Here is an 18,696-nt window from a genome sequence, read left to right on the forward strand (position 1 = left end):
GGACTTAAGCTATTAGCCTGGGATTTGAATCCCAGGGAATAAGATACCTCATGTCTGATAATCTGCAAAGTGAACCAATTCAAAAAGGTACAACTACCATGAGTAAGAAAATATATGCACTATTAGTTGGAATTGACAAATACGATCCTGCATCAATTCCTGCTGTACCTCCATTAGATGGTTGTGTAAATGATATCACAGCAGTAGAAACTTATCTTCAAGAACGAGTTGCTCAAAATAATAGCGAATGGACACTGCAACCATTGGTACTTAAAAATGAACAAGCTACTCGTGCGGCAATCATCAAAGGTTTTGAGCAACACTTATGCAACGCTGGCAGTGATGATGTTGTATTATTCTACTATGCTGGTCATGGTGCGCAAGAAAATGCGCCAAACGAGTTTTGGTCTATTGAGTCAGACCGTTTAAATGAAACTTTAGTTTGTTATGATAGCCGTACTGAAACTAGTCGCGATTTAGCAGATAAAGAACTATCTTACTTAATCTCTAAGATAGCACAGAAGAACCCTCATGTACTAATTATTCTCGACTGCTGTCACTCTGGCTCGGGAACTAGAGATGTATCGCCGGAAATCAAGGTGCGGCGATCGCCTGTTGACTCACGGGAACGCCCTTTAAGCAGTTTCATCTTTGCTCAAGATCGAGCCGCATTAGATGAAATCTTAAATTCCACTCGCAGTTTAGAGGAGAAAAGAACAAGTATTGTACTACCTAAAGGAAGACATGTTGTATTTTCTGCTTGTCGAGATTATGAACTAGCGAAAGAATATAAAGGAGAAGATGGTCAACGGCGAGGAGTATTTTCTTACTTCTTACTACAAACACTCCAACGCACTAATGGTAACATCACCTATCAAGATTTAGCCAGAAATATTAACGCTTTGATTAGCGGTAAAGTTAAAGAACAATCGCCGCAAGTTGGTGCAACCGATCGCACTGAGTTAGAAAAAGCTTTTTTAGGTGGTGCAATTCCTGAACGCCCACAATACTTCAATTTGACCTACAGCACAAGAGATAATAGTTGGGTAATTGATGGTGGCGCTCTCACTGGGATGCCTAAACCAGCTAATGGTAGCGATATCTTGTTCGCAATCTTTCCTATTGGGAGTCAAGCAGAACAGTTGCGCCAACTATCACATGCTATAGCAGAAGTGAAAGTGACGCAAGTGCTGCCAAATAAAAGCAAAGTAGAAATTATTAGTGGTAGTGACAAAATATCTCAAAACTCCAACTATTACGCTGTAGTTACTAGCCTACCCTTGTCACCCCTAAAAGTTTACTTTAAAGGTGATGCTGCTGGTTTAGAATTGGCACAGCAAGCACTACAAACTGTTACAATTGGCGGTAAACCTTCATTGTACGTGCGTCAAGTAACTGAACCGAAAGATGCTGATTACCACCTGTTAACCGAGAATGGACAGTATTGGATTACACAACCTGAAGATAACCGTCCTGTAGTTGCTCCTATTCCCGAAGATGTACATCAAGCAAGTTTTAGCGATGATACTGCAACACAAGCAATTTTCCGCTTAGAACATATTGCCCGTTGGCATAATATTCTGGAACTTAGTACCCCAGCAACAAGTAGGATTAAAGCGGATGACTTACAGATAGAGATTGTCCCGCTTTCGGGAAGGCTTGAATCTTTGTCTGGTTCAGAAATGCGTGTAGAATACACTTATGAAAATGGTGAGTGGATACCACCAAATCTTCAAGTAAAATTAACGAATCATAGCAACAAAACTCTCTTCTGCAATGTACTAGATTTGTCAGAAAGTTATGCTGTGGCGGTACCATTTTTTGAGGAGAAAAGTAGCGTAAGACTTGCGCCTACAGGTACTGTTTCTAGCTATGACGATCTTACATTCATCATTCCCGATGCTTATTTAGAACAGGGAATAACTGAATATAAAGAGGTATTTAAGCTAATTGTCAGCACTACAGAATTTCATGCTGATTTACTAGAACAAGATGGTTTAAATCCACCTGAAACTAGACGAGATGTTGGTAACTACGAAGGTACGCTCGATCAATTGATGGCTGGGGTTAATTCTCGTGAACCGGTGAGAGCAAGAGGAAGTTTTGATGATTGGATGACTAAGGAAGTTACGATCACTATTGTGCGCTCGCCTGATGCCCAACCAATTCAAAGCGATCGTAGCACTATTTTACAAACTGGTGTAGTCGAGGTGCAAAGTCATCCAGAATTGCAAGCGCAAGTGAACCTAACTACCGTACCACAAGCAAGTAGAGATTTAGGTAACTTGATTTTACCTGCTATTTTGCGGCAACAACCTTATGTGACAGAATCCTTCCAATTTACTAACAGCCGAGGTAGCGATCCTGGATTAAGTGCATTAGAGTTAAGTAACGTTCACAATTATCAAGTTGTCACTAAAGAAAGCCCACTCAAATTACTAGTTGATAAACCACTAGCAGATAATGAACATCTTCTAGCCTTAGCTTATGATGGAGAATTTTTCTTACCCTTGGGACAAGGATTGAGGACAGAAAATGGCAAGACTGAGATTACTATAGAACGGCTAACAGAACCAATGACGTTATCACCTAATAGCCGCAGCTTGCAGAATTCAATCAAAATTTTCTTTGAGAAAGTAGCTAGTGAAACACTGGGGATATCAACTTTTTCTTACCCAATATTAGCGGTAGCAAATGTAGAACAGGACAAAGTAATTTACGAAAAAGATAAAGAGAAAGTTAAAGAATTAGTCGCCAAAGCTGAAAAAATTGTCCTCTACATTCATGGTATTATTGGGGATACTGAAAGTATGATTCCCAGTATCGAAAATGCAATAGTAGAAGTCAACGGGCAACAGCGTCCTCTTAGAGAAATGTACGATTTAGTTTTGGCATTTGATTATGAGAATATCAAAACTACGATTCAGGAAAATGCAGCGCTATTAGGGCAAAGGTTGCTTGAAGTAGGTTTGGGACCAAATCATGGTAAACAATTGCATATTATTGCGCACTCAATGGGTGGGTTGGTTTCACGCTGGTTTATCGAGCGGGAAGGTGGTAATCAAGTTGTGCAACACTTGGTAATGCTGGGTACACCCAATGCTGGTTCACCTTGGCCTAAAGTACAAGATTGGGTTTTCACTCTTCTTTGTATTGGGTTAAATCAACTTTCGGCAATTGTTTGGCCGACGAAAGTGGTAGCTTTGTTACTACAGTTTTTGGAAGCAAATGACTACTCCCTAGAGCAAATGAAACCAGGTTCTGATATTCTGAAAGAACTTGCTAAAAATCCAGATCCTGGTGTTCCTTATACGATTGTGGCAGGCGATCGCTCAATTGCTAAAGGTGCTTTGGAAATTCAACCAGATAAACAGCAAACTAGTCCACTTCAGCGATTACTCAGTAAGGTGTATGGTAAAGCTGTGGACAAAGTAGTTGATTTGGCGTTTTTTGCGCAACCTAACGATATTGCTGTTTCTCTTGATAGTATTAAAAATGTGAGCGCAAGGCGAGATCCTCAACCCAAGATATTGCTACCAGATACTGCCTGCGATCACCTCACCTATTTTACAACTAAGGCGGGATTGGAGGCATTGGTTATGGCTCTTAGGCTAGAAGCCTAAGGCTATACAAACAAAGCCTGCCTGCGCAGGCTTTAATCAACTACTAATAAGCATTGGGAACTGCCGTTTATGCCGGACATAGATATTTTTGCTGATTATTTGTAAAATCGAAGAAATAGTAGACAGTACTTAGGGTTGGAGCATCATGGAAACTAGGACAATTACAATCAGCGTTGATGCCGAGGTGGCTCAAGCCTATGAGTCGGCATCAACTGCTCGACAACGGAAGTTGGATGCTATCCTCAATCTCAAATTGCGAGAAGTGACTCGACAGAGGCGAACACTTGAGGAAATAATGAACGACATCAGCGACAAAGCGCAAGCACGAGGTTTGACTCCAGAAATATTAGAATCAATTTTGAATGAGCAGTAAAGCACGCTTTGTCTTTGATACAAATGTTCTAATCAGTGCGCTCTTGTTTAGGAATTCAAAGCCAGGGCAAGCTCTTCGGCTTGCTGTGAAAAGAGGAGATATTTTACTGTCAAAACAGACGCTTGAAGAATTGAACGAAGTACTTAGTCGTCCTAAGTTTGATCGTTACGTGACGAGTGAGGAAAAAGAAGAGTTTTTAGAGGCATTGGTAGAAAGGGCAATTTTAGTTGAGCCAACTGAAGAAGTTCAGGTGTGTCGAGATGGCAAAGATGATAAGTTCATCGAACTGGCTTTAAGTGGAAAGGCAAATTTTATCGTTAGTGGTGATGAAGATTTGCTTGTACTCAACCCCTTTGGTGAGGTTTGCATATTGAAGCCAGAAGATTTCTTGCAGAGGTTTACACAAAGCGATGCTCAAGAACACGCATAACATAACGCTGCAAAGGAAATCTTTAGGTAAGGTATTTTTACTTGATTTTTGTAACAGTGGAGTTAGAACAATGCCATTGTTTTTAATTACTTCAGTATGTGATGGGGAGCCATTAGACTGATTAACATTCTTCCCAGTAGATGAAATAATATCTCTATCTGAAATTACCGTGAAGGCAATTTGCTACTAGGAGGGATATGCGGGAAAAAGATCTACTCAATGAGCAAGCTTACAAACAAGCTAGGGCAGATGAATTTGTTTGGCAGCAAGCTAAAGCTAATGGGATTTCACGCAAGCGATTCCTTCAACTCATGGTGGGTGCAGGAGCAGCAATTAGTGGGTTGCCGCGCCTACTTCACACCAAGCCTGCTATGGCAAATGAAGTCGTAGTCAAGCCGACTCCACCGGACTTATTTTATGACTACGGCTCTAACAAAGAAATGCGCTGGGAAGCAATGTACAACCGTGGTTACTTGGTTCCCAACGAGTTGTTTTTTGTTCGCAACAATAGTAGCACCCCACATATAGACCAAAATACCTGGAGATTACAAATAGAAGGTTCCGGTGTTTCACATCCGAGGGAGTTTACTTACAATGAACTCCTTTCTCTACCCTCAGTTTCGGTGATCCGAGCGATCGAGTGCGCGGGTAACGGGCGGAGTTTTTTCGATACTGTACAGGGAAGAAGGGCTGCCGGAACACAGTGGAAGCTGGGAGCAATTGGTGTAGCTGAGTGGACGGGTGTTCCGCTGCGGGAGGTATTGGAGCGTTCTGGGCTAAAACCCACTGCCCAAGATGTGATGCCAGAGGGCTTAGATCCATCTAAGGGACGCCGACCAATGCCGATCGCCAAGGCACTGGATGATGATACACTTCTGGTATATGCCATGAATGGTCAAATTCTACCACCAGACCACGGATTTCCTGTTCGGGTTTTGGTTCCTGGCTGGCTTGGTGCTGCTAGTATCAAATGGGTTGGGCGCATTGAAGTTTCCGAGGAGCCTCTCTACTCGCTCTGGAACACAGAAGATTATGTGTTAATTGGATCTGACTACCCACCTGAACCTCCGGCTTTGGGAACAATTATTACCACACAAGTCGTTAAGAGTGCTTTCGAGTTGGCGTGGGATGCCGAGCTTTCCGCAGGACAATATTTACTGCGTGGGCGCTCATGGTCTGCTTTTGGAAAAATTGCCTCTGTTGAGGTAAGTTTAGACGGTGGGGAAACTTGGCAACAAGCACGGTTACGCAAGCCAAACCTTCAACAAGCGTGGGTTCGCTGGGATATAGATTGGGAAGCTCACCCTGGCAACTATAATTTGCGGGCTAGGGCGACGGACGATCGAGGAAATACACAGCCATTGGATGTTCCCTTTAATGAAAAAGGATATTTATACGGGGCGGTTGTCAGCCATCCAGTAAGTGTCAGATGAAAGCTCATCTTTTTTGCTTTTTTTCAAATAATTGATCAGGTGATAAACGAGTAGCGGTTGATTGTGTACTGAGCGCAAACAATACTCTTCTATACTGGTAAACAGCAGGGCGTTCTTTAACTTATCATCTGTTGTCAATTCTGTAATGCAAGCCATTTGCTGTTGGATGTAGTTATCACTTTGCAGTAATTCTTGGATAATTTCTTGCAACATATCCAGCACCATCCGCTGGCGATCTTGGCTCAAGGCTACCCAAGCCTGAATCTTATGACGTAATGTCACCATTGCCAACCGAGTTATCAGGTTGCGATAAGCACGTTCTTTGGCAATCCCCAAGTAACGCTGGCGTAAAATCTGGTAGCGGTACTCCATCTCCTGCTGGATGATTTCTTGTTCCTTTGGGTTGAGTATCTCATCCTGCTTTAGGTTACTTAAGAGAAGCCAGTTAATTATACTTTCCCTGTTAGCAAAACTTTGTTCTGGACACTCTGCTGCCAATCGCGATCGCCAAGATTGTGCCAGTTTTTCCGCTTCCATTGCCATCGTAAAATTACATTCAAAGAAACCCTGTTTTAAAGTTGACATTACAACTCCCTTTTATCCCTTGCACACTTGAAAAGTCCAAACAGTCATTTGTCATTAGACATCGACCGAATTTAATTGTGCCTTGTCTGCAATCTTTGTAGAGACGTTCCATGAAACGTCTCTACTGCTATGTCTAGAGATCTAGAGGTTTTGTTGCTTAACTATTGCATTTCTGCTACGAAAGTAACAAGGACACGACCCCCTCTCTCTTTTGAATTGTCTGCAGATATGTCAACAGGAATTGTTTTTGTCACACGACTAGAACCATCCAGTATCATACTGTCTTCTCTAACACCGTAATCGTCATTACCCTGACTTCCAAATTCTAGTTCCCACAATTCAGCTTTGATTGGTACTATGGTACTCGTTCCGCTAAAGGCGACATTAGTTATTCCCAGATTAACAGGTATCGTGTCACCTTGTTCTGCTTTTATGTTCGCACGAGGATCGGAATTACCATTCTGAGGGTATATTGATGCTACACCTGAAGCAGTAAACTGCCCTCTTAACTCCAGAAAACCCTCGAAATTTACCAGTTTTGTGCGTTGATCCTTCTCAACTTTAATACTTTCAACAAAGATTCTGTAATTCATAAAAACTCCTTTTTGTACAACTGAACAAACATTGGGCGTTTGATTTGTTCGCCTCTTGTATGTCTCTATAATCACTGATTATTTTTTAATAGTCAGCAGGAAAAAAGCGGGTTGTTTATTTGTAATTAAATAAACAATTCATCCTTATAAAACCGGAAAATTTGGGCAATAAATAAAGTTACGGAAAAAATCCGGTTTTTTCCGGGTATTTGTACAGTTGTGGTGACGGAAGCAAAAAATTATGATAATTTATCAATAATATTTAAATAAGCAGATTACATTTAAAAAATAATTAGCGGAATATGATGGGAGTAAGTAGTGAAAATATCCTATGATATTGGGTTGCAGCAAGAAAGAAAAATATTTTGGGGTTACTAAAATTTATGAAATCAGAATTAGAATTGACCTAGATGCAGGCGCAAAACTTGGCAGATGCTTTGGTTTTTCAAGTGACTAAAAAACATCTAGGCGATGCTGAAATAACGGTGCTGCGCGGGGCTTGGGATGGTAAAACTTATGACGCGATCGCCGCAGAATGCCATCTGACTCTTAAGTACGTAGGCGAAGTTGGTGGTAAATTATGGAACAACTTATCTGAAGTGCTGGGAGAAGAAGTTAAAAAGACGAATTTTCGGCAAGCGTTGCAACGGGAATGGTACAAACAAGGCAAGAAAAGCGAACTGACTCCTGACGAACAGAGCGGCATAGTAACTCCCGAACATACCCCATTGCCAAAAACACCAGAATCCGGGGAACTTTATATTGAACGTCCCCCCATAGAGTCTCGCTGTTATGAGGAGATATGCAAACCAGGTGCGTTGTTGCGAGTTAAAGCGCCGTTGCAGTTTGGTAAAACTGAGTTGATGTCGCGGGTAATGCACCACGCGGCAGAACAAGGATACCGTACAATAGTTTTGAACTTGCGAGACGCGATCGCAGAAGATTTCACCAACTTGGATAAATTCTTGCAGTGGTTTATTACCAGCATTGCCGAGACACTCTCGTTGACGCAACCTGTGGAAGAACACTGGCGCAAAAGTCTTGGTAACTGCAAGATCAAATGCAGAACCTACTTTGAAAAGTATCTCTTGCCAGGAGACACTCCTGTTGCTTGCGCTTTAGATGAGGTTGACAAACTTTTTGTGCATGGGGAAATTGCGGGAGAGTTTTTGGGAATGTTACGAACTTGGCATGAAGACGCCAAGACTAAACCACTCTGGCGACAACTTCGGTTATTAGTGTTGCATACGGAAGTTTACACCCAGCTAAATATCAATCAGTCACCCTTTAATGCAGGCACTGAAATTAAATTAACAGACTTTAGTGCCGAGCAAGTGCAAGATTTGGCTATTCAGTATAAATTAAACTGGGGAAATACACAACTTGAACAACTAATGGCAATGGTAGGAGGACACCCCTATCTTACAGCCACAGCTATACAGGTAGTAGCACGCCAAGATATGACTGTACAGACAATGGCACGCCTGAAAAAAGAAGGATTTGCCTGTGTTGCATCTGAAATGCGCGAACTATGCCTCTACGAAGTAACGGAAGATGAATTCTACGGTGGTTTTGCTACCAATTTAGTCAGCGAATTTAATTTAGATATCGACCTTGAAGGCTGGTGGTACAACTACAATTTGATTCATCCAGTACAACGATTGACTAAGTTTATCGAAGAGATATTACTTGAACAAATTACGCAAAATATCGTTATCTTTGTTGATGAAATTGATAGCGTTTTAAATTTAGAATTCAAAGACGATTTTTTTGCATTTGTGCGTGCGTGCTATAACAAACGAGCCGACAAATCAAAATTTAACCGCCTCACTTTTGCACTGCTGGGAGTTGCTACCCCTGCGGACTTAATTGCAGACAAAGAACATACTCCATTTAATATTGAAAGCCAAGCGATTGAATTAACTGGTTTTCAACTGGAGGAAGCAACACCACTGTCGTCAGGATTAGTTGGTATTACCAGTAATCCTGATGCGGTGCTTGCTTCTATTTTAGGGTGGACGGGTGGACAGCCGTTTCTTACCCAATGGGTTTGTAGCTTGTATCCTCCTCATCACCCATTGCTCCCGGAACTGAGGCTGACTGCGTTGCAGCAATCGTGCGATCGCGTATTCTCGAAAATTGGTTGGCACAAGACAAACAACAACACTTACAAACCATACGCGATCACATCTTGAACAACGAGCAACTCGCGTGTTGGGCATTAGGGATGTATGAAAAAATTTTATTTGAGGGTGAATTAACCGTTGATGACAGTTTAGAAATCATGAAATTGCGGTTATCGGGTTTAGTCACCAAGCAGCAAGGCACTCTTAAAGTTTACAACAGCATTTACCAGTTAGTTTTTGATCGCAATTGGGTTGAAAAGGAACTACAAAATATGAGACCATATGCGGAAGCGTTTGCTGCTTGGGAAGCTTCGGGACGCGATGCTGCACATTTATTGTGTGGGGATGATTTAGGCTTCGCCAAGGCGTGGGCGAATGGGAGAAGTTTGAGTGATAAAGATTATCAATTTTTAGTTGCTAGCCAAGAAATGGAATTAATACAGGCGCAGCAGAGAACAGAAATCGCTCTGCTGCAAGAGAAAGGAGCGCAGCAGAATTTGGTTAAGGCGCAACGAAAAGTCAAACGAAGCGCACGTCTTGGCTTTGCTTCAATAATTGCAGGCTTGATGATCGGTGCCATCCCAATTATTTTCACTTCGGAATCTCTAGCAATTTTGTTAAACAACTTTGCCTTAGAAATTTACTATGCTGGTAATTTACAAACTGCCGAAAAGCTTTATGACTTAGCACTCTTAATTAAACCTGGCTATCCAGAAGCTCTTTATACCCAAGGAAGAATTTACGAAGACCTGCAAGATTTTAATAGCGCCTACAATAATTACGAAAATGCCAAAGACCAAAAGTTTCCTCAAGCATACAGTGAATTAGCTCGCCTGTACATTCTTGATAAAAAATATTCCCGAGCTGTTGCCATACTTTCAGATGGTTTAAAACTACCTCTTACAGATCGACAAAAGTATACCATGTTGAAAAATTTGGGTTGGGCGCGATTGGAGCTAGCGCGACAGGGAAAAGCTACCTATGAGCAAGCAGAAGTTCCGCTACGTCAAGCGATCGCTTTAACTTTAAAATACGAGTATGGTTCCCCACATTGTTTGTTGGCTCAAGTCCTTGAAGGTAAAGCTGTAAAGTCAGAATCCCTTGGACAATGGCGTAAATGCGTTGAATTTGGAGATCCTGAACACCCCGATGAGCGTAATTGGATTAAAGATGCACAAAAGCGCGTCCAACCAAATGTAGCTAATTGATGCCATTTACCTCACGAAATATACTTAAAAAGTATGATTTTTTCAGATGCGACATCTTCCTTTATACGTAATTTTTACTTTAACAATTGGACAATTTTAGCTCTGACATCCCAGAAAATACTCAAATTATTGACCTAATCTCCGGAATATGAGTTTTAAGTATTGAATAAACTTTTGTAAAAATTGAAACCAGGTGGAATTAACGATGCTTAAAGGCTCACAAATCACAGCATTTGCATTAACACTGGCATCTGCATTTGTCGCAATTACTATAAATGTTGCTGACGCAGCGCAAACGGGCGTTGGTGCAGCATCTATAATCAACGAATCTGAACTAGGAAACCCAGAACCCTTAGAGCGTCGATGCCCTAATCCAAAGAAATGTCCACCTTGCCCTCCCAAAGGCTGTACTCCACCATCTCATCGCCCTCCCATTGAAATTACTCGTCCTGAACTTATTAATGTTACAAGTACTGTTGCAATCGAAAAACTTGAAGCATTAAAAACTTCAGGACAAGCAACTGGCGATGATTACCTACTTTTGGGTTATTTCTACAGTCTGGAGGGACAATACGACCTGTCTGAAGTAAATTACCTTAAAGCGTCGGAACTTGCAACTGATACAGATAAGAAAGCTCTTGCTGAACAAGAACTCAAAGAAATCCGTGCAGCGAAAGAGATGGAAGAAGCCCCAAAATATTAATATCAGATACTGTCAGCGATCGCCATAGACTAGAAATCTAGAGCTATATAAACAAAGCCTGCACAGGCAGGCTTTGATAAACCACTGATGAGCATTGGAAATTGCCGCCAGTGCCGGACATAGATATTTTCGCTGATTATTTGTAAAATAGAAGAAATAGTAGATAGTACGTAGGGTTAGAGCATCATGGAAACTATGACATAATGCACAAACATCTACTTCATTTTGCTATTATGTACTTATGTGTACACAAAAACGTAAAATTTATGTCCGAGATTGAATCAGTCGGAATCCGTGAGTTTAGAGAACATCTGTATAAGTACACGAGGGAAAATCAAGAACCCATTGCTTTGACGAATCATGGGGAGACGATTGGTGATTATATTCCCGCTCAACCTCAACCTCAGAAAAAAGATATAGAGTCTTTACGGCAAGCTGTCACCAAACTCAGCAATATGCTGGCTGAAAAAGGACTCACTGAGGATGATATTGTAACTGATTTTCAGGAGTTGAGAAAACAGAGCAATTAATGACCAAAAAAGCGAAAATTATTGTTCTTGATGCGAATATTCTTATTCGTGCAGTTCTAGGAATACGGACATTTTCCCTGATTGCTGAACATGGGGACAAGATACTTTATTGCGGAAAGCTGTGGCGTTAGATTCCTGAGCAAGCAAGGAATCCGTGGTAAACAGATTAAGATGAACGCACTGCGCTTGACATAAGTTTTCCAATAGAGCGGTGGTCTTTCATATCTGAAACACGAGTGAAGCTTTTGACCTCAATTGCGATCCTTTCGGTTAAGCGTTGGGTTGCTAGCAACCGCTCTGCTTGAGATTGAATAAGAGCTTTGTGCGGTTGGTTAGCGCTCACTACAGTGTCTGGAATTTAAGGAGGAAGTTGTAGTTGAAGAGACGATAAAATAATGCTGGTTTTTAGCGCAAATTTCTCCATCGCTAAATGACGATTGTTTGCTTCACGAGCTGCTTGCTCTGCTTAGGGTACAGTTATTAATTGACGGTATTCAAGGTCTATTGCCTTTGCTTCTTTAGAAAGAGGCAGCAGCCTGCCGACGTAGAGAACTGTCAGATGGAAGCTAGAAGTTGTTCAGCTATTAGCCGTTTACAGTATACTTTATATAGGCTTTGTTGAAACAAACAAATCTAAATTAGCAAGCGCCTCTCTAGCTATCTCCGTCACATAATAACTTTCATCATCCATTGCCTTTTCCCAAACCTCGCGCAATCTAGGACGATTCAGTTCTTTAAGCGAATCTACCGCAGGAATTCTCACGTAAACGTCCTCATCTTGAAGTAAGACTATTAATGCATTCACCGATGACTCGGTATTGTAGTACCTCAGTTGCCTTGCAACTTCTTGTCTAGGTCGTCTCGAACGTTTTTCGCGATACACTTCATCGACTAAACAATCAAGTATTTCAGAACTGCGATACTCAGCCAGCGCTAATAAAGCATCTGCACGAACTTTTTCTTGGGAATCAACTCTTGCTACATTAATAAGGTATGGTACAGCACGGCTATCACGAATTTCTCCTAAGTTACTTGCTGCAGTGCCACGTACCTCAGGATCTACATCTGATAAAAAAGGAAGAATAATATCTAGGGCATTACTTGGCTTGATTGTACCTATTTTGTCCAGCGCATTCTCGCGTACCTCTGGATCTGAGTTTTTTAACTCCTGTACAATGGCTGACAACTCTTCTGACATAAGTTTTTCAAGAAGGCTAAGCTAACATTATTAATTATTGACTATAAATATTATCTCCTTTGGGATTTGTCCTTCTATGAGAATTTCACCATTTTTTTCCATCTCCTCTCTAATTCCAGTTGCTCGTTTACTAACCTTACGTTTTTGTTGAAGCATTAGATTTTCAACGGTTTCTGGCGTATATATTTTAATTATACCTTCACTTTCTAACTGTTTGAGCGCATCCCAAGTAACCTTGATAATCTTATTTTTTTTAGTGAAAAACGCAGCCCCACGGTTTCCTGACATTTTTATTCTTTCTGAAAAGGATACGTATCGGCTAGTCTGATAACTTTCTTTCTCACTCACGTGCTCCCAAGGGGTTTGAATATCTGCTTTTTCAGCTTCTTTTCCGCCTATTTCAAATCCTAAAGAACCGTCTTTGTATTGATCGTCACCACGAAAGATATAGCGCCGCGAACCAGAAACTTCAGATTGTTCAGCTTTTTCTTCATCATTGGTCATGGTGAGTTATTTCTGGTTGGCGTTTGAGAAAATATTATGGTAACTATTGTAACCTTAAGTTTATTTTATTGAGTTAGAGGATGGGCAGTTGCTAGCTCTGACCGCCCTGCGGGAAGTCAAAAGTCAAAAGTCAAAAGTCAAAAGTCAAAAAGTTAAACAATTAGCAGAAATTAAAGAACGCCGACAAAAATTAATTAAGGAAGCGGCTGAACTTGAAGAATACGAAAAATGGCTCTTTGAATCACATTCGAGAAACTTTAGAACATTAACAAAGTCCCCACAATCTAAGACGTTGCTGAATCATGCGGATTAATTTAAAAAATCACGATTTTGTAGAGAAGCTCCGGCGGAGCGTCTCTACGGGGGTTTGGGAAAATTAAAAATCTGCTGAGGGACGCAATTGATTACAAAGGTAGGCAACGCCAATATTTAAACGGTTTCTACAAACATACCGCTGCGGGCAAACTCTTCCTCCTCAGGGGTGAAGACTGGAGTTTGATCCACAAAGTTAGGGTCAAAGTAGTATGTTTCTTGTAGGAATTTTCCAGAGACTATCGCCTCTTCCAATTCCTTGATGTAATCTTGTGCTACCGTGCATGCTTCCTTGATACCTTCCTCATCACCTTTGTCCAACAGCTTTTGCAATGTTGTTCTCACCCCTGTCAGCCGTGCCGCAGGTTTGAGTATTCCATAAAGGCGGTACATGCGATCGGTAGCAATGCTAATATGTTTGAGGGCTTTGGCTCTGGCTAATTCAGAGTCAACACTGGGCCAATAGCGGGTAGTGTAGAACGCTTTCTCATCCTTATGATACCACTCCTCAGAACGAGCGATCGATGAGGAAACAGTATTGTGCAGTTTCCAGAAGAATAAGCGCAAGGAATGTCCATCTACCACAGTAGACAGCTTAGCATCTAGTGATACCTCAAAGTTACTGAGACGAGGATCACGCCCTAACACTAGATACTCCACGGGGTACATTTCCACCTCCTTATTCTGGACGACGTAAGCGTTGAGGTGGTGGCGGCAGTAAGGACAGGGATACATAGTTGCAAACAACTTGAAGAAATCCTTAAACACTGCCACTAACACTTTCTGTTGCTCAGGTGTCTTAGTACAGACAATCTCAGCAGTGGTATGGAAGAAGCGCCACACCGCAGGTCCGATATAATAGGGAAAGCTGACGCGCATTTGCGCATTCTTTACTTCACTGCGCCCTATATACACGTCGATGAATGACACATACTGGGACAGTTCGCCAGACTCGCGCCCAAACTCCAGACGTTCGCGTCGTTTCTGTACCCCATTGAGGTAGTTGTGCGTCAAGCGCCATGCCTGTTTGAGCATCAGTTTCTGTTGCGGATTGCAGTTGGGAAACCCTTGGGCAACATCAGCCCCATAGCGACTAAACTCCCCTGACGCTTTGGTTGTTTCGTACCACTCGTTCAAAGCTGCTTCGTTAGGAATCGTGTTGCTCTCAATATCAGATGCAGTGCTGACACTGAATGCTGCTAGTAGCTTGGGCATGAAGTCTTCATACCAATATGCCACTGGCATCATCGCACCATCTACTTCCTCGGATGCATCTGAGAGAATAACTCGGTTCCACTTCTTCAGATATTCTTTGGGATCGCCTTCTGATGGAGCTGGTGGCGGTGCCATCTCTTCGCTCAGTTCCATCTTCCGCAGTCGGTTGAGTTCGTTGATAGCAAGTACACCCTCAGCGATATCGCGCAAGTTGAGACTCTTCTTTTTGACGGTAATCGCAAACTCAACTCCCGCTGCAAACTTCTCTTTGACAGTAGCAGACTTTCCACGCGCCATCAACATGGCTTTCTCTTCTGCCAACATTTCTGGTGTCTTTTCTACTGTTTTCCAATTCTGAATACGCTCTTCTAGTCGAGCATATTCGTTGGAGATGGATTCAACTACTGCATCTAGTAGGGGGTTGCATGCTTGTTCTACTACTCCCAATTGTTTGTATAGTTCGATCGCCGTCTGGACAAATTGCACGAAATCAGTTATTCTATACGGCAAGTTTCTCACGCGCAGATGAGTTTCGTGGTTGGCGGAAAAACTCTCGCGGAAGCACCGATAAGCTGCTCCTTGGATGAGACGAAACAAACCAATCTGCATCTGCAAGCGTGATGTACCGCGTTTCTGTTCGTTTTGTGGATGTTTGGCTAGTAGTTCTCTGAGCCGCGCTATTTCCGGATTGCTATCAGTGGGTGCTTGCTCTATTGTTGAGAGGCTGGCTGCCTTTTCGACGGCAGTGGCTGTAGAAGCGATCGCCGCCGATGTCTGATTTGAGATAGTAGAAGTGATGGGAGAAACAGGCGAGTCTTTATAGCCAGTTTTTATTTCTGCCTCTTCTGGTACTAGTTTGCAGAACTCCTCGAAGTCAATAGAGCCATCGCCATCATGATCTACCTCTTTGAGGATATCGTCCAACTCTTGGTCTGTCAACCCAAACTGGCTCATGACACCGTGCAGTTCATCGGTGGTAATCTCACCACTGCCATTCTCATCAAAAAGACTGAATGCTAGCTTCAGACGACTGTCGCGATCGCCTTGCTGTGCCACCATCAGCGCTTTAAATTCTTCAAAATCGATACTGCCGGATAAGTCAACGTCCACTTCTTTGATCATATCACGCAGATCTGATTCATTGGGACTCTGTCCTAATGAATGCATCACCCGCCCCAATTCTTCGGCAGAAATGACACCACTGCCGTCCGAATCAAACACCTTGAACGCTTCCCACAGCTTTTCAACTTCCTGGTTGCTGAGGACTTTTTTTTCCACCTTCACAGACGCCATCAATAAATCCTCCTTGAGATGGTGTATCACTTATAATCTACGTCACAGTGTTCCACTTTTGTTAACCTTTGCATAAGTTGGGTGGCGCGATCGCTATATAGACGATATAGCTTGAACACAAAAAGCACTCCCACAGTGTTCTGAGTAAATCTTCTTATTTACCTAAGTTTTTAACTTTATATATGGTATTAGATTTATGGCAGATATTCAACGCAATCTGGCAGTAATTACTGGTATCAATCAATACGAAAATGGCATCCCAACTCTCAAAACTGCTGTTAACGATGCCATCAAACTAGCTGAAATCTTAAAGACTAAATACGAATACCAAGTCCTTCTGTGGTTGGACAATGCGGCAACTTACGCAAAACTCACTCATCTATTCACCTGCCTGGAAAAGCAGGGTTTGCCTTGTTCTGATGGCAGTACTATCCAACTTCACCCAGATGACCGTATTCTTTTTTACTTTGCTGGACATGGCATTGCCGTAGATGCGCTTGATAATAGTGATGGTCCGGCTGGTTACTTAGTTCCCCAAGACGCGCAAATAGATAATAATAACAGCTTAATGCCGATGACGCGACTGCACGATGCCCTGCTCAAACTACCATGCCGTCATTTATTAGTTATCCTAGACTGCTGCTTTGCCGGCGCTTTTCGTTGGGCAGGACACCGAGAAGTAGTGCGTCGCCCAAAAATGTACCGGGAGCGCTATGAAAGCTTCATGTCTGGTTGCGCTCAGCAGGTAATTACTTCTACAGCCGATGACGAACTCGCCGCAGATTACTTGTATAAATTTGGACACAGAAGCGAGAATACCGAACACTCTCCCTTTGCTGAATTGCTGTTCCAAGGACTAGCAGGAGAGGCAGATTTATGTAAAAACAATATAATTACCGCTACTGAATTATACGTATATTTACGTGATGAATTATATGATAAAACTACAAAACAAACTCCAGAATTTTGTCAACTCAAACACCACGACAAAGGCGAGTATATCTTTGCTGTGCCTGAATTTGACTCTAATAACTTGAAACCAGCACCTGAACTTGATGAAAGTAAAAATCCTTATCGTGGATTGGAGTCATTTGAAGAAGAACACACCAAGCTGTTTTTTGGGAGAACAAAGTTAATTGACTCACTGCAAAAATTCGTCACTACTCATGAGTTTACAGTAGTGCTGGGTGCTTCCGGTACGGGCAAATCTAGCTTGGTGAAAGCAGGGTTGATTCCGAAGTTGAGAAATAGTGGTGAGCAGTGGCGTATACTAACTCCCATACGTCCGGGTGAGTCTCCTTTCACTGCTTTGAATGATACATTAGTCAAGGAGAACTTTCCAGTTTTCGCCAATCCAAGCGAGGCTTTTGAGCAAGAATTGCAGACTCTGGTAGAGAGCATTAAAACTTGGAGTCAGCTTCACTCCCAAAAACTGCTGCTTGTCATCGATCAATTTCAAGAATTATTCACCCTCTGCCATAATACCGAACACCGGTCCAAGTTTTTATCAGCGTTGGCAAGACTAATTGAGGCTTTTGCGGGGCAGTTACGGATAGTGGTAAATTTACGTTCTGATTTTGAGCCACAATTTCGGAACACTGCTTTAGAAGAATACTGGATTAAGGCACGATTTCTTGTGCCAGAGATGACAAGAGAAGAATTACGCTCGGTAATTGTAGAACCAGCTAGTGCCAAGGTAATGTATTTTGAAACACCTGCTTTGGTAGATCAATTGATTGATGAAGTCATCGACATGCCTGGTGGTTTGCCAATGCTATCTTTTACCCTCAGCGAACTGTACTTGAAATACATTAAAAGTGCAAAACAGGGTTTAAGAAACAATCGCGCAATTACCCAACAAGATTATGATGAATTGGGAGGAGTAACTCGTAGTTTAACCCAGAGAGCAGACCATGAATATGAAGAGTTAGTTAAGCGTGACCCAGCTTATGCTCAAACTATTAAACACGTTATGTTACGGATGATAGCAGTAGGTGGTGGTGAGTTGGCACGCAGGCGGGTATTTCTGAAGGAATTGGAGTATCCAGAACCAGAAAATACACGGGTGAATTTGGTGATTGAAAGTTTTGCCTCCGCACATTTACTGGTGCAAGGACAAGATACAGAGGGTAATTCTTATGTAGAACCTGCTCATGATGTTTTGGTGCGGGGATGGCAAAGGCTGCGCAATTGGAAAGATCGAGAATTAAAATCTGTGTTACTGCAACGTGAGCTTACACCTGATGCTCATAAATGGGCAATTTCTAAGGCAGATAAACAAGCTATGGGTTTTCTTTGGGATGATGACCCTCGCTTACCATTATTAAAGCAATTAGTTAAATCAGATCCCAGTTGGCTAAATTCTTTTGAGTTGGATTTTTTTGAGTGCAGCATTCAGAAGCAACGCCATAACCACCGCCGCACAATTGGCTTTAGAACATTGCTATGTGGATTAATTATTGTTGCGTTTTTTGAAGTCCAGTTTGCCTTATTACTCCCGGTTCGCCCATTTTTTCACGAGTTAGAGAAAATAAGTAGTTAAAACTATACCCAATGACATATTTTCAAAA

15 protein-coding genes and 1 pseudogene are annotated in these 18,696 nt (G+C 42.1%); 10 read left to right on the forward strand and 6 right to left on the reverse strand.

Features of this window, described 5'->3' with window-relative positions:
• Positions 1-98: 98 nt before the first annotated feature.
• The 4 genes from ICL16_RS20495 to ICL16_RS20510 all read left to right on the forward strand — a co-directional run bounded on the left by ICL16_RS20495 (position 99) and on the right by ICL16_RS20510 (position 5,859).
• Positions 99-3,623 (forward strand): caspase family protein, encoded by a 3,525-nt coding sequence (locus tag ICL16_RS20495; protein ID WP_190831378.1) that lies wholly within the window; start codon positions 99-101, stop codon positions 3,621-3,623.
• 145 nt (positions 3,624-3,768) lie between these two features.
• Entirely contained in the window at positions 3,769-3,996 is a 228-nt protein-coding gene (locus tag ICL16_RS20500; protein ID WP_190831329.1) for a hypothetical protein, read from the forward strand.
• Positions 3,986-4,426, forward strand: a complete 441-nt coding sequence (locus tag ICL16_RS20505) for a putative toxin-antitoxin system toxin component, PIN family (protein WP_190831331.1) — start codon at positions 3,986-3,988, stop codon at positions 4,424-4,426. Before ICL16_RS20500 ends, ICL16_RS20505 begins: the two co-directional genes overlap by 11 nt.
• Before the next feature lie 197 nt (positions 4,427-4,623).
• Entirely contained in the window at positions 4,624-5,859 is a 1,236-nt protein-coding gene (locus tag ICL16_RS20510) for a sulfite oxidase (RefSeq protein ID WP_190831333.1), read from the forward strand.
• Here the strand turns inward: ICL16_RS20510 and ICL16_RS20515 are convergent.
• Positions 5,857-6,444, reverse strand: a pseudogene (locus ICL16_RS20515) (HetZ-related protein 2); the annotation flags it as partial. The gene ICL16_RS20510 and the pseudogene ICL16_RS20515 overlap by 3 nt on opposite strands.
• A 161-nt stretch (positions 6,445-6,605) precedes the next feature.
• On the reverse strand, positions 6,606-7,037 hold the full coding sequence (locus tag ICL16_RS20520; protein ID WP_190831337.1) for a hypothetical protein: 432 nt from the start codon (positions 7,035-7,037) through the stop codon (positions 6,606-6,608).
• A 410-nt stretch (positions 7,038-7,447) separates the two neighbouring features.
• Here ICL16_RS20520 and ICL16_RS20525 point away from each other — a divergent pair, with 410 nt between their 5' ends.
• The 4 genes from ICL16_RS20525 (at position 7,448) to ICL16_RS20540 (ending at position 11,604) form a co-directional block, all read left to right on the forward strand.
• Positions 7,448-9,232 carry an AAA-like domain-containing protein gene (locus ICL16_RS20525; RefSeq protein ID WP_190831339.1) on the forward strand — a complete coding sequence of 595 codons (1,785 nt, stop codon included), beginning with the start codon at positions 7,448-7,450 and terminating at the stop codon, positions 9,230-9,232.
• Positions 9,154-10,371 (forward strand): tetratricopeptide repeat protein, encoded by a 1,218-nt coding sequence (locus ICL16_RS20530; protein ID WP_190831341.1) that lies wholly within the window; start codon positions 9,154-9,156, stop codon positions 10,369-10,371. The genes ICL16_RS20525 and ICL16_RS20530 overlap by 79 nt, the downstream gene beginning before the upstream one ends.
• A gap of 205 nt (positions 10,372-10,576) precedes the next feature.
• On the forward strand, positions 10,577-11,074 hold the full coding sequence (locus ICL16_RS20535) for a hypothetical protein (RefSeq protein ID WP_190831343.1): 498 nt from the start codon (positions 10,577-10,579) through the stop codon (positions 11,072-11,074).
• Positions 11,075-11,340: 266 nt separating this feature from the next.
• Positions 11,341-11,604, forward strand: a complete 264-nt coding sequence (locus ICL16_RS20540; protein WP_190831345.1) for a prevent-host-death family protein — start codon at positions 11,341-11,343, stop codon at positions 11,602-11,604.
• A 166-nt stretch (positions 11,605-11,770) separates the two neighbouring features.
• Here ICL16_RS20540 and ICL16_RS20545 read toward each other — a convergent pair whose 3' ends face one another.
• The 3 genes from ICL16_RS20545 to ICL16_RS20555 form a co-directional block, all read right to left on the reverse strand.
• Positions 11,771-11,947, reverse strand: coding sequence for an element excision factor XisH family protein (locus ICL16_RS20545; protein ID WP_337907095.1), 177 nt, complete (start codon positions 11,945-11,947; stop codon positions 11,771-11,773).
• 261 nt (positions 11,948-12,208) lie between these two features.
• Positions 12,209-12,802, reverse strand: a complete 594-nt coding sequence (locus tag ICL16_RS20550; protein ID WP_238360872.1) for a HEAT repeat domain-containing protein — start codon at positions 12,800-12,802, stop codon at positions 12,209-12,211.
• A 30-nt stretch (positions 12,803-12,832) separates the two neighbouring features.
• Positions 12,833-13,306 carry a hypothetical protein gene (locus ICL16_RS20555; RefSeq protein WP_190831347.1) on the reverse strand — a complete coding sequence of 158 codons (474 nt, stop codon included), beginning with the start codon at positions 13,304-13,306 and terminating at the stop codon, positions 12,833-12,835.
• 88 nt (positions 13,307-13,394) lie between these two features.
• On the opposite strand from ICL16_RS20555, the gene ICL16_RS20560 reads away from it, so the two are divergent.
• A complete protein-coding gene (locus tag ICL16_RS20560; protein WP_190831349.1) occupies positions 13,395-13,619 on the forward strand; it encodes a hypothetical protein in 225 nt (74 codons plus the stop codon).
• Between the two features lie 116 nt (positions 13,620-13,735).
• Here the strand turns inward: ICL16_RS20560 and ICL16_RS20565 are convergent, their stop codons facing one another.
• The gene (locus ICL16_RS20565) at positions 13,736-16,126 is read right to left on the reverse strand and encodes an EF-hand domain-containing protein (RefSeq protein WP_190831358.1); all 2,391 of its coding nucleotides are present in this window, start codon (positions 16,124-16,126) and stop codon (positions 13,736-13,738) included.
• A gap of 196 nt (positions 16,127-16,322) precedes the next feature.
• On the opposite strand from ICL16_RS20565, the gene ICL16_RS20570 reads away from it, so the two are divergent.
• On the forward strand, positions 16,323-18,668 hold the full coding sequence (locus ICL16_RS20570) for a caspase family protein (RefSeq protein WP_190831360.1): 2,346 nt from the start codon (positions 16,323-16,325) through the stop codon (positions 18,666-18,668).
• Positions 18,669-18,696 lie beyond the last annotated feature (28 nt).

The sequence above is a fragment of the Iningainema tapete BLCC-T55 genome, assembly GCF_014698965.1.
GTDB lineage: Bacteria > Cyanobacteriota > Cyanobacteriia > Cyanobacteriales > Nostocaceae > Iningainema > Iningainema tapete.

Coding starts and splice junctions, on each gene's coding strand:
- ICL16_RS20570 (WP_190831360.1), top strand. CDS start 16,323: ATGGCAGATATTCAACGCAATCTGGCAGTAATTACTGGTATCAATCAA.
- ICL16_RS20525 (WP_190831339.1), top strand. CDS start 7,448: ATGCAGGCGCAAAACTTGGCAGATGCTTTGGTTTTTCAAGTGACTAAA.
- ICL16_RS20555 (WP_190831347.1), bottom strand. CDS start 13,306: ATGACCAATGATGAAGAAAAAGCTGAACAATCTGAAGTTTCTGGTTCG.
- ICL16_RS20505 (WP_190831331.1), top strand. CDS start 3,986: ATGAGCAGTAAAGCACGCTTTGTCTTTGATACAAATGTTCTAATCAGT.
- ICL16_RS20550 (WP_238360872.1), bottom strand. CDS start 12,802: ATGTCAGAAGAGTTGTCAGCCATTGTACAGGAGTTAAAAAACTCAGAT.
- ICL16_RS20520 (WP_190831337.1), bottom strand. CDS start 7,037: ATGAATTACAGAATCTTTGTTGAAAGTATTAAAGTTGAGAAGGATCAA.
- ICL16_RS20535 (WP_190831343.1), top strand. CDS start 10,577: ATGCTTAAAGGCTCACAAATCACAGCATTTGCATTAACACTGGCATCT.
- ICL16_RS20540 (WP_190831345.1), top strand. CDS start 11,341: ATGTCCGAGATTGAATCAGTCGGAATCCGTGAGTTTAGAGAACATCTG.
- ICL16_RS20500 (WP_190831329.1), top strand. CDS start 3,769: ATGGAAACTAGGACAATTACAATCAGCGTTGATGCCGAGGTGGCTCAA.
- ICL16_RS20510 (WP_190831333.1), top strand. CDS start 4,624: ATGCGGGAAAAAGATCTACTCAATGAGCAAGCTTACAAACAAGCTAGG.
- ICL16_RS20565 (WP_190831358.1), bottom strand. CDS start 16,126: ATGGCGTCTGTGAAGGTGGAAAAAAAAGTCCTCAGCAACCAGGAAGTT.
- ICL16_RS20495 (WP_190831378.1), top strand. CDS start 99: ATGAGTAAGAAAATATATGCACTATTAGTTGGAATTGACAAATACGAT.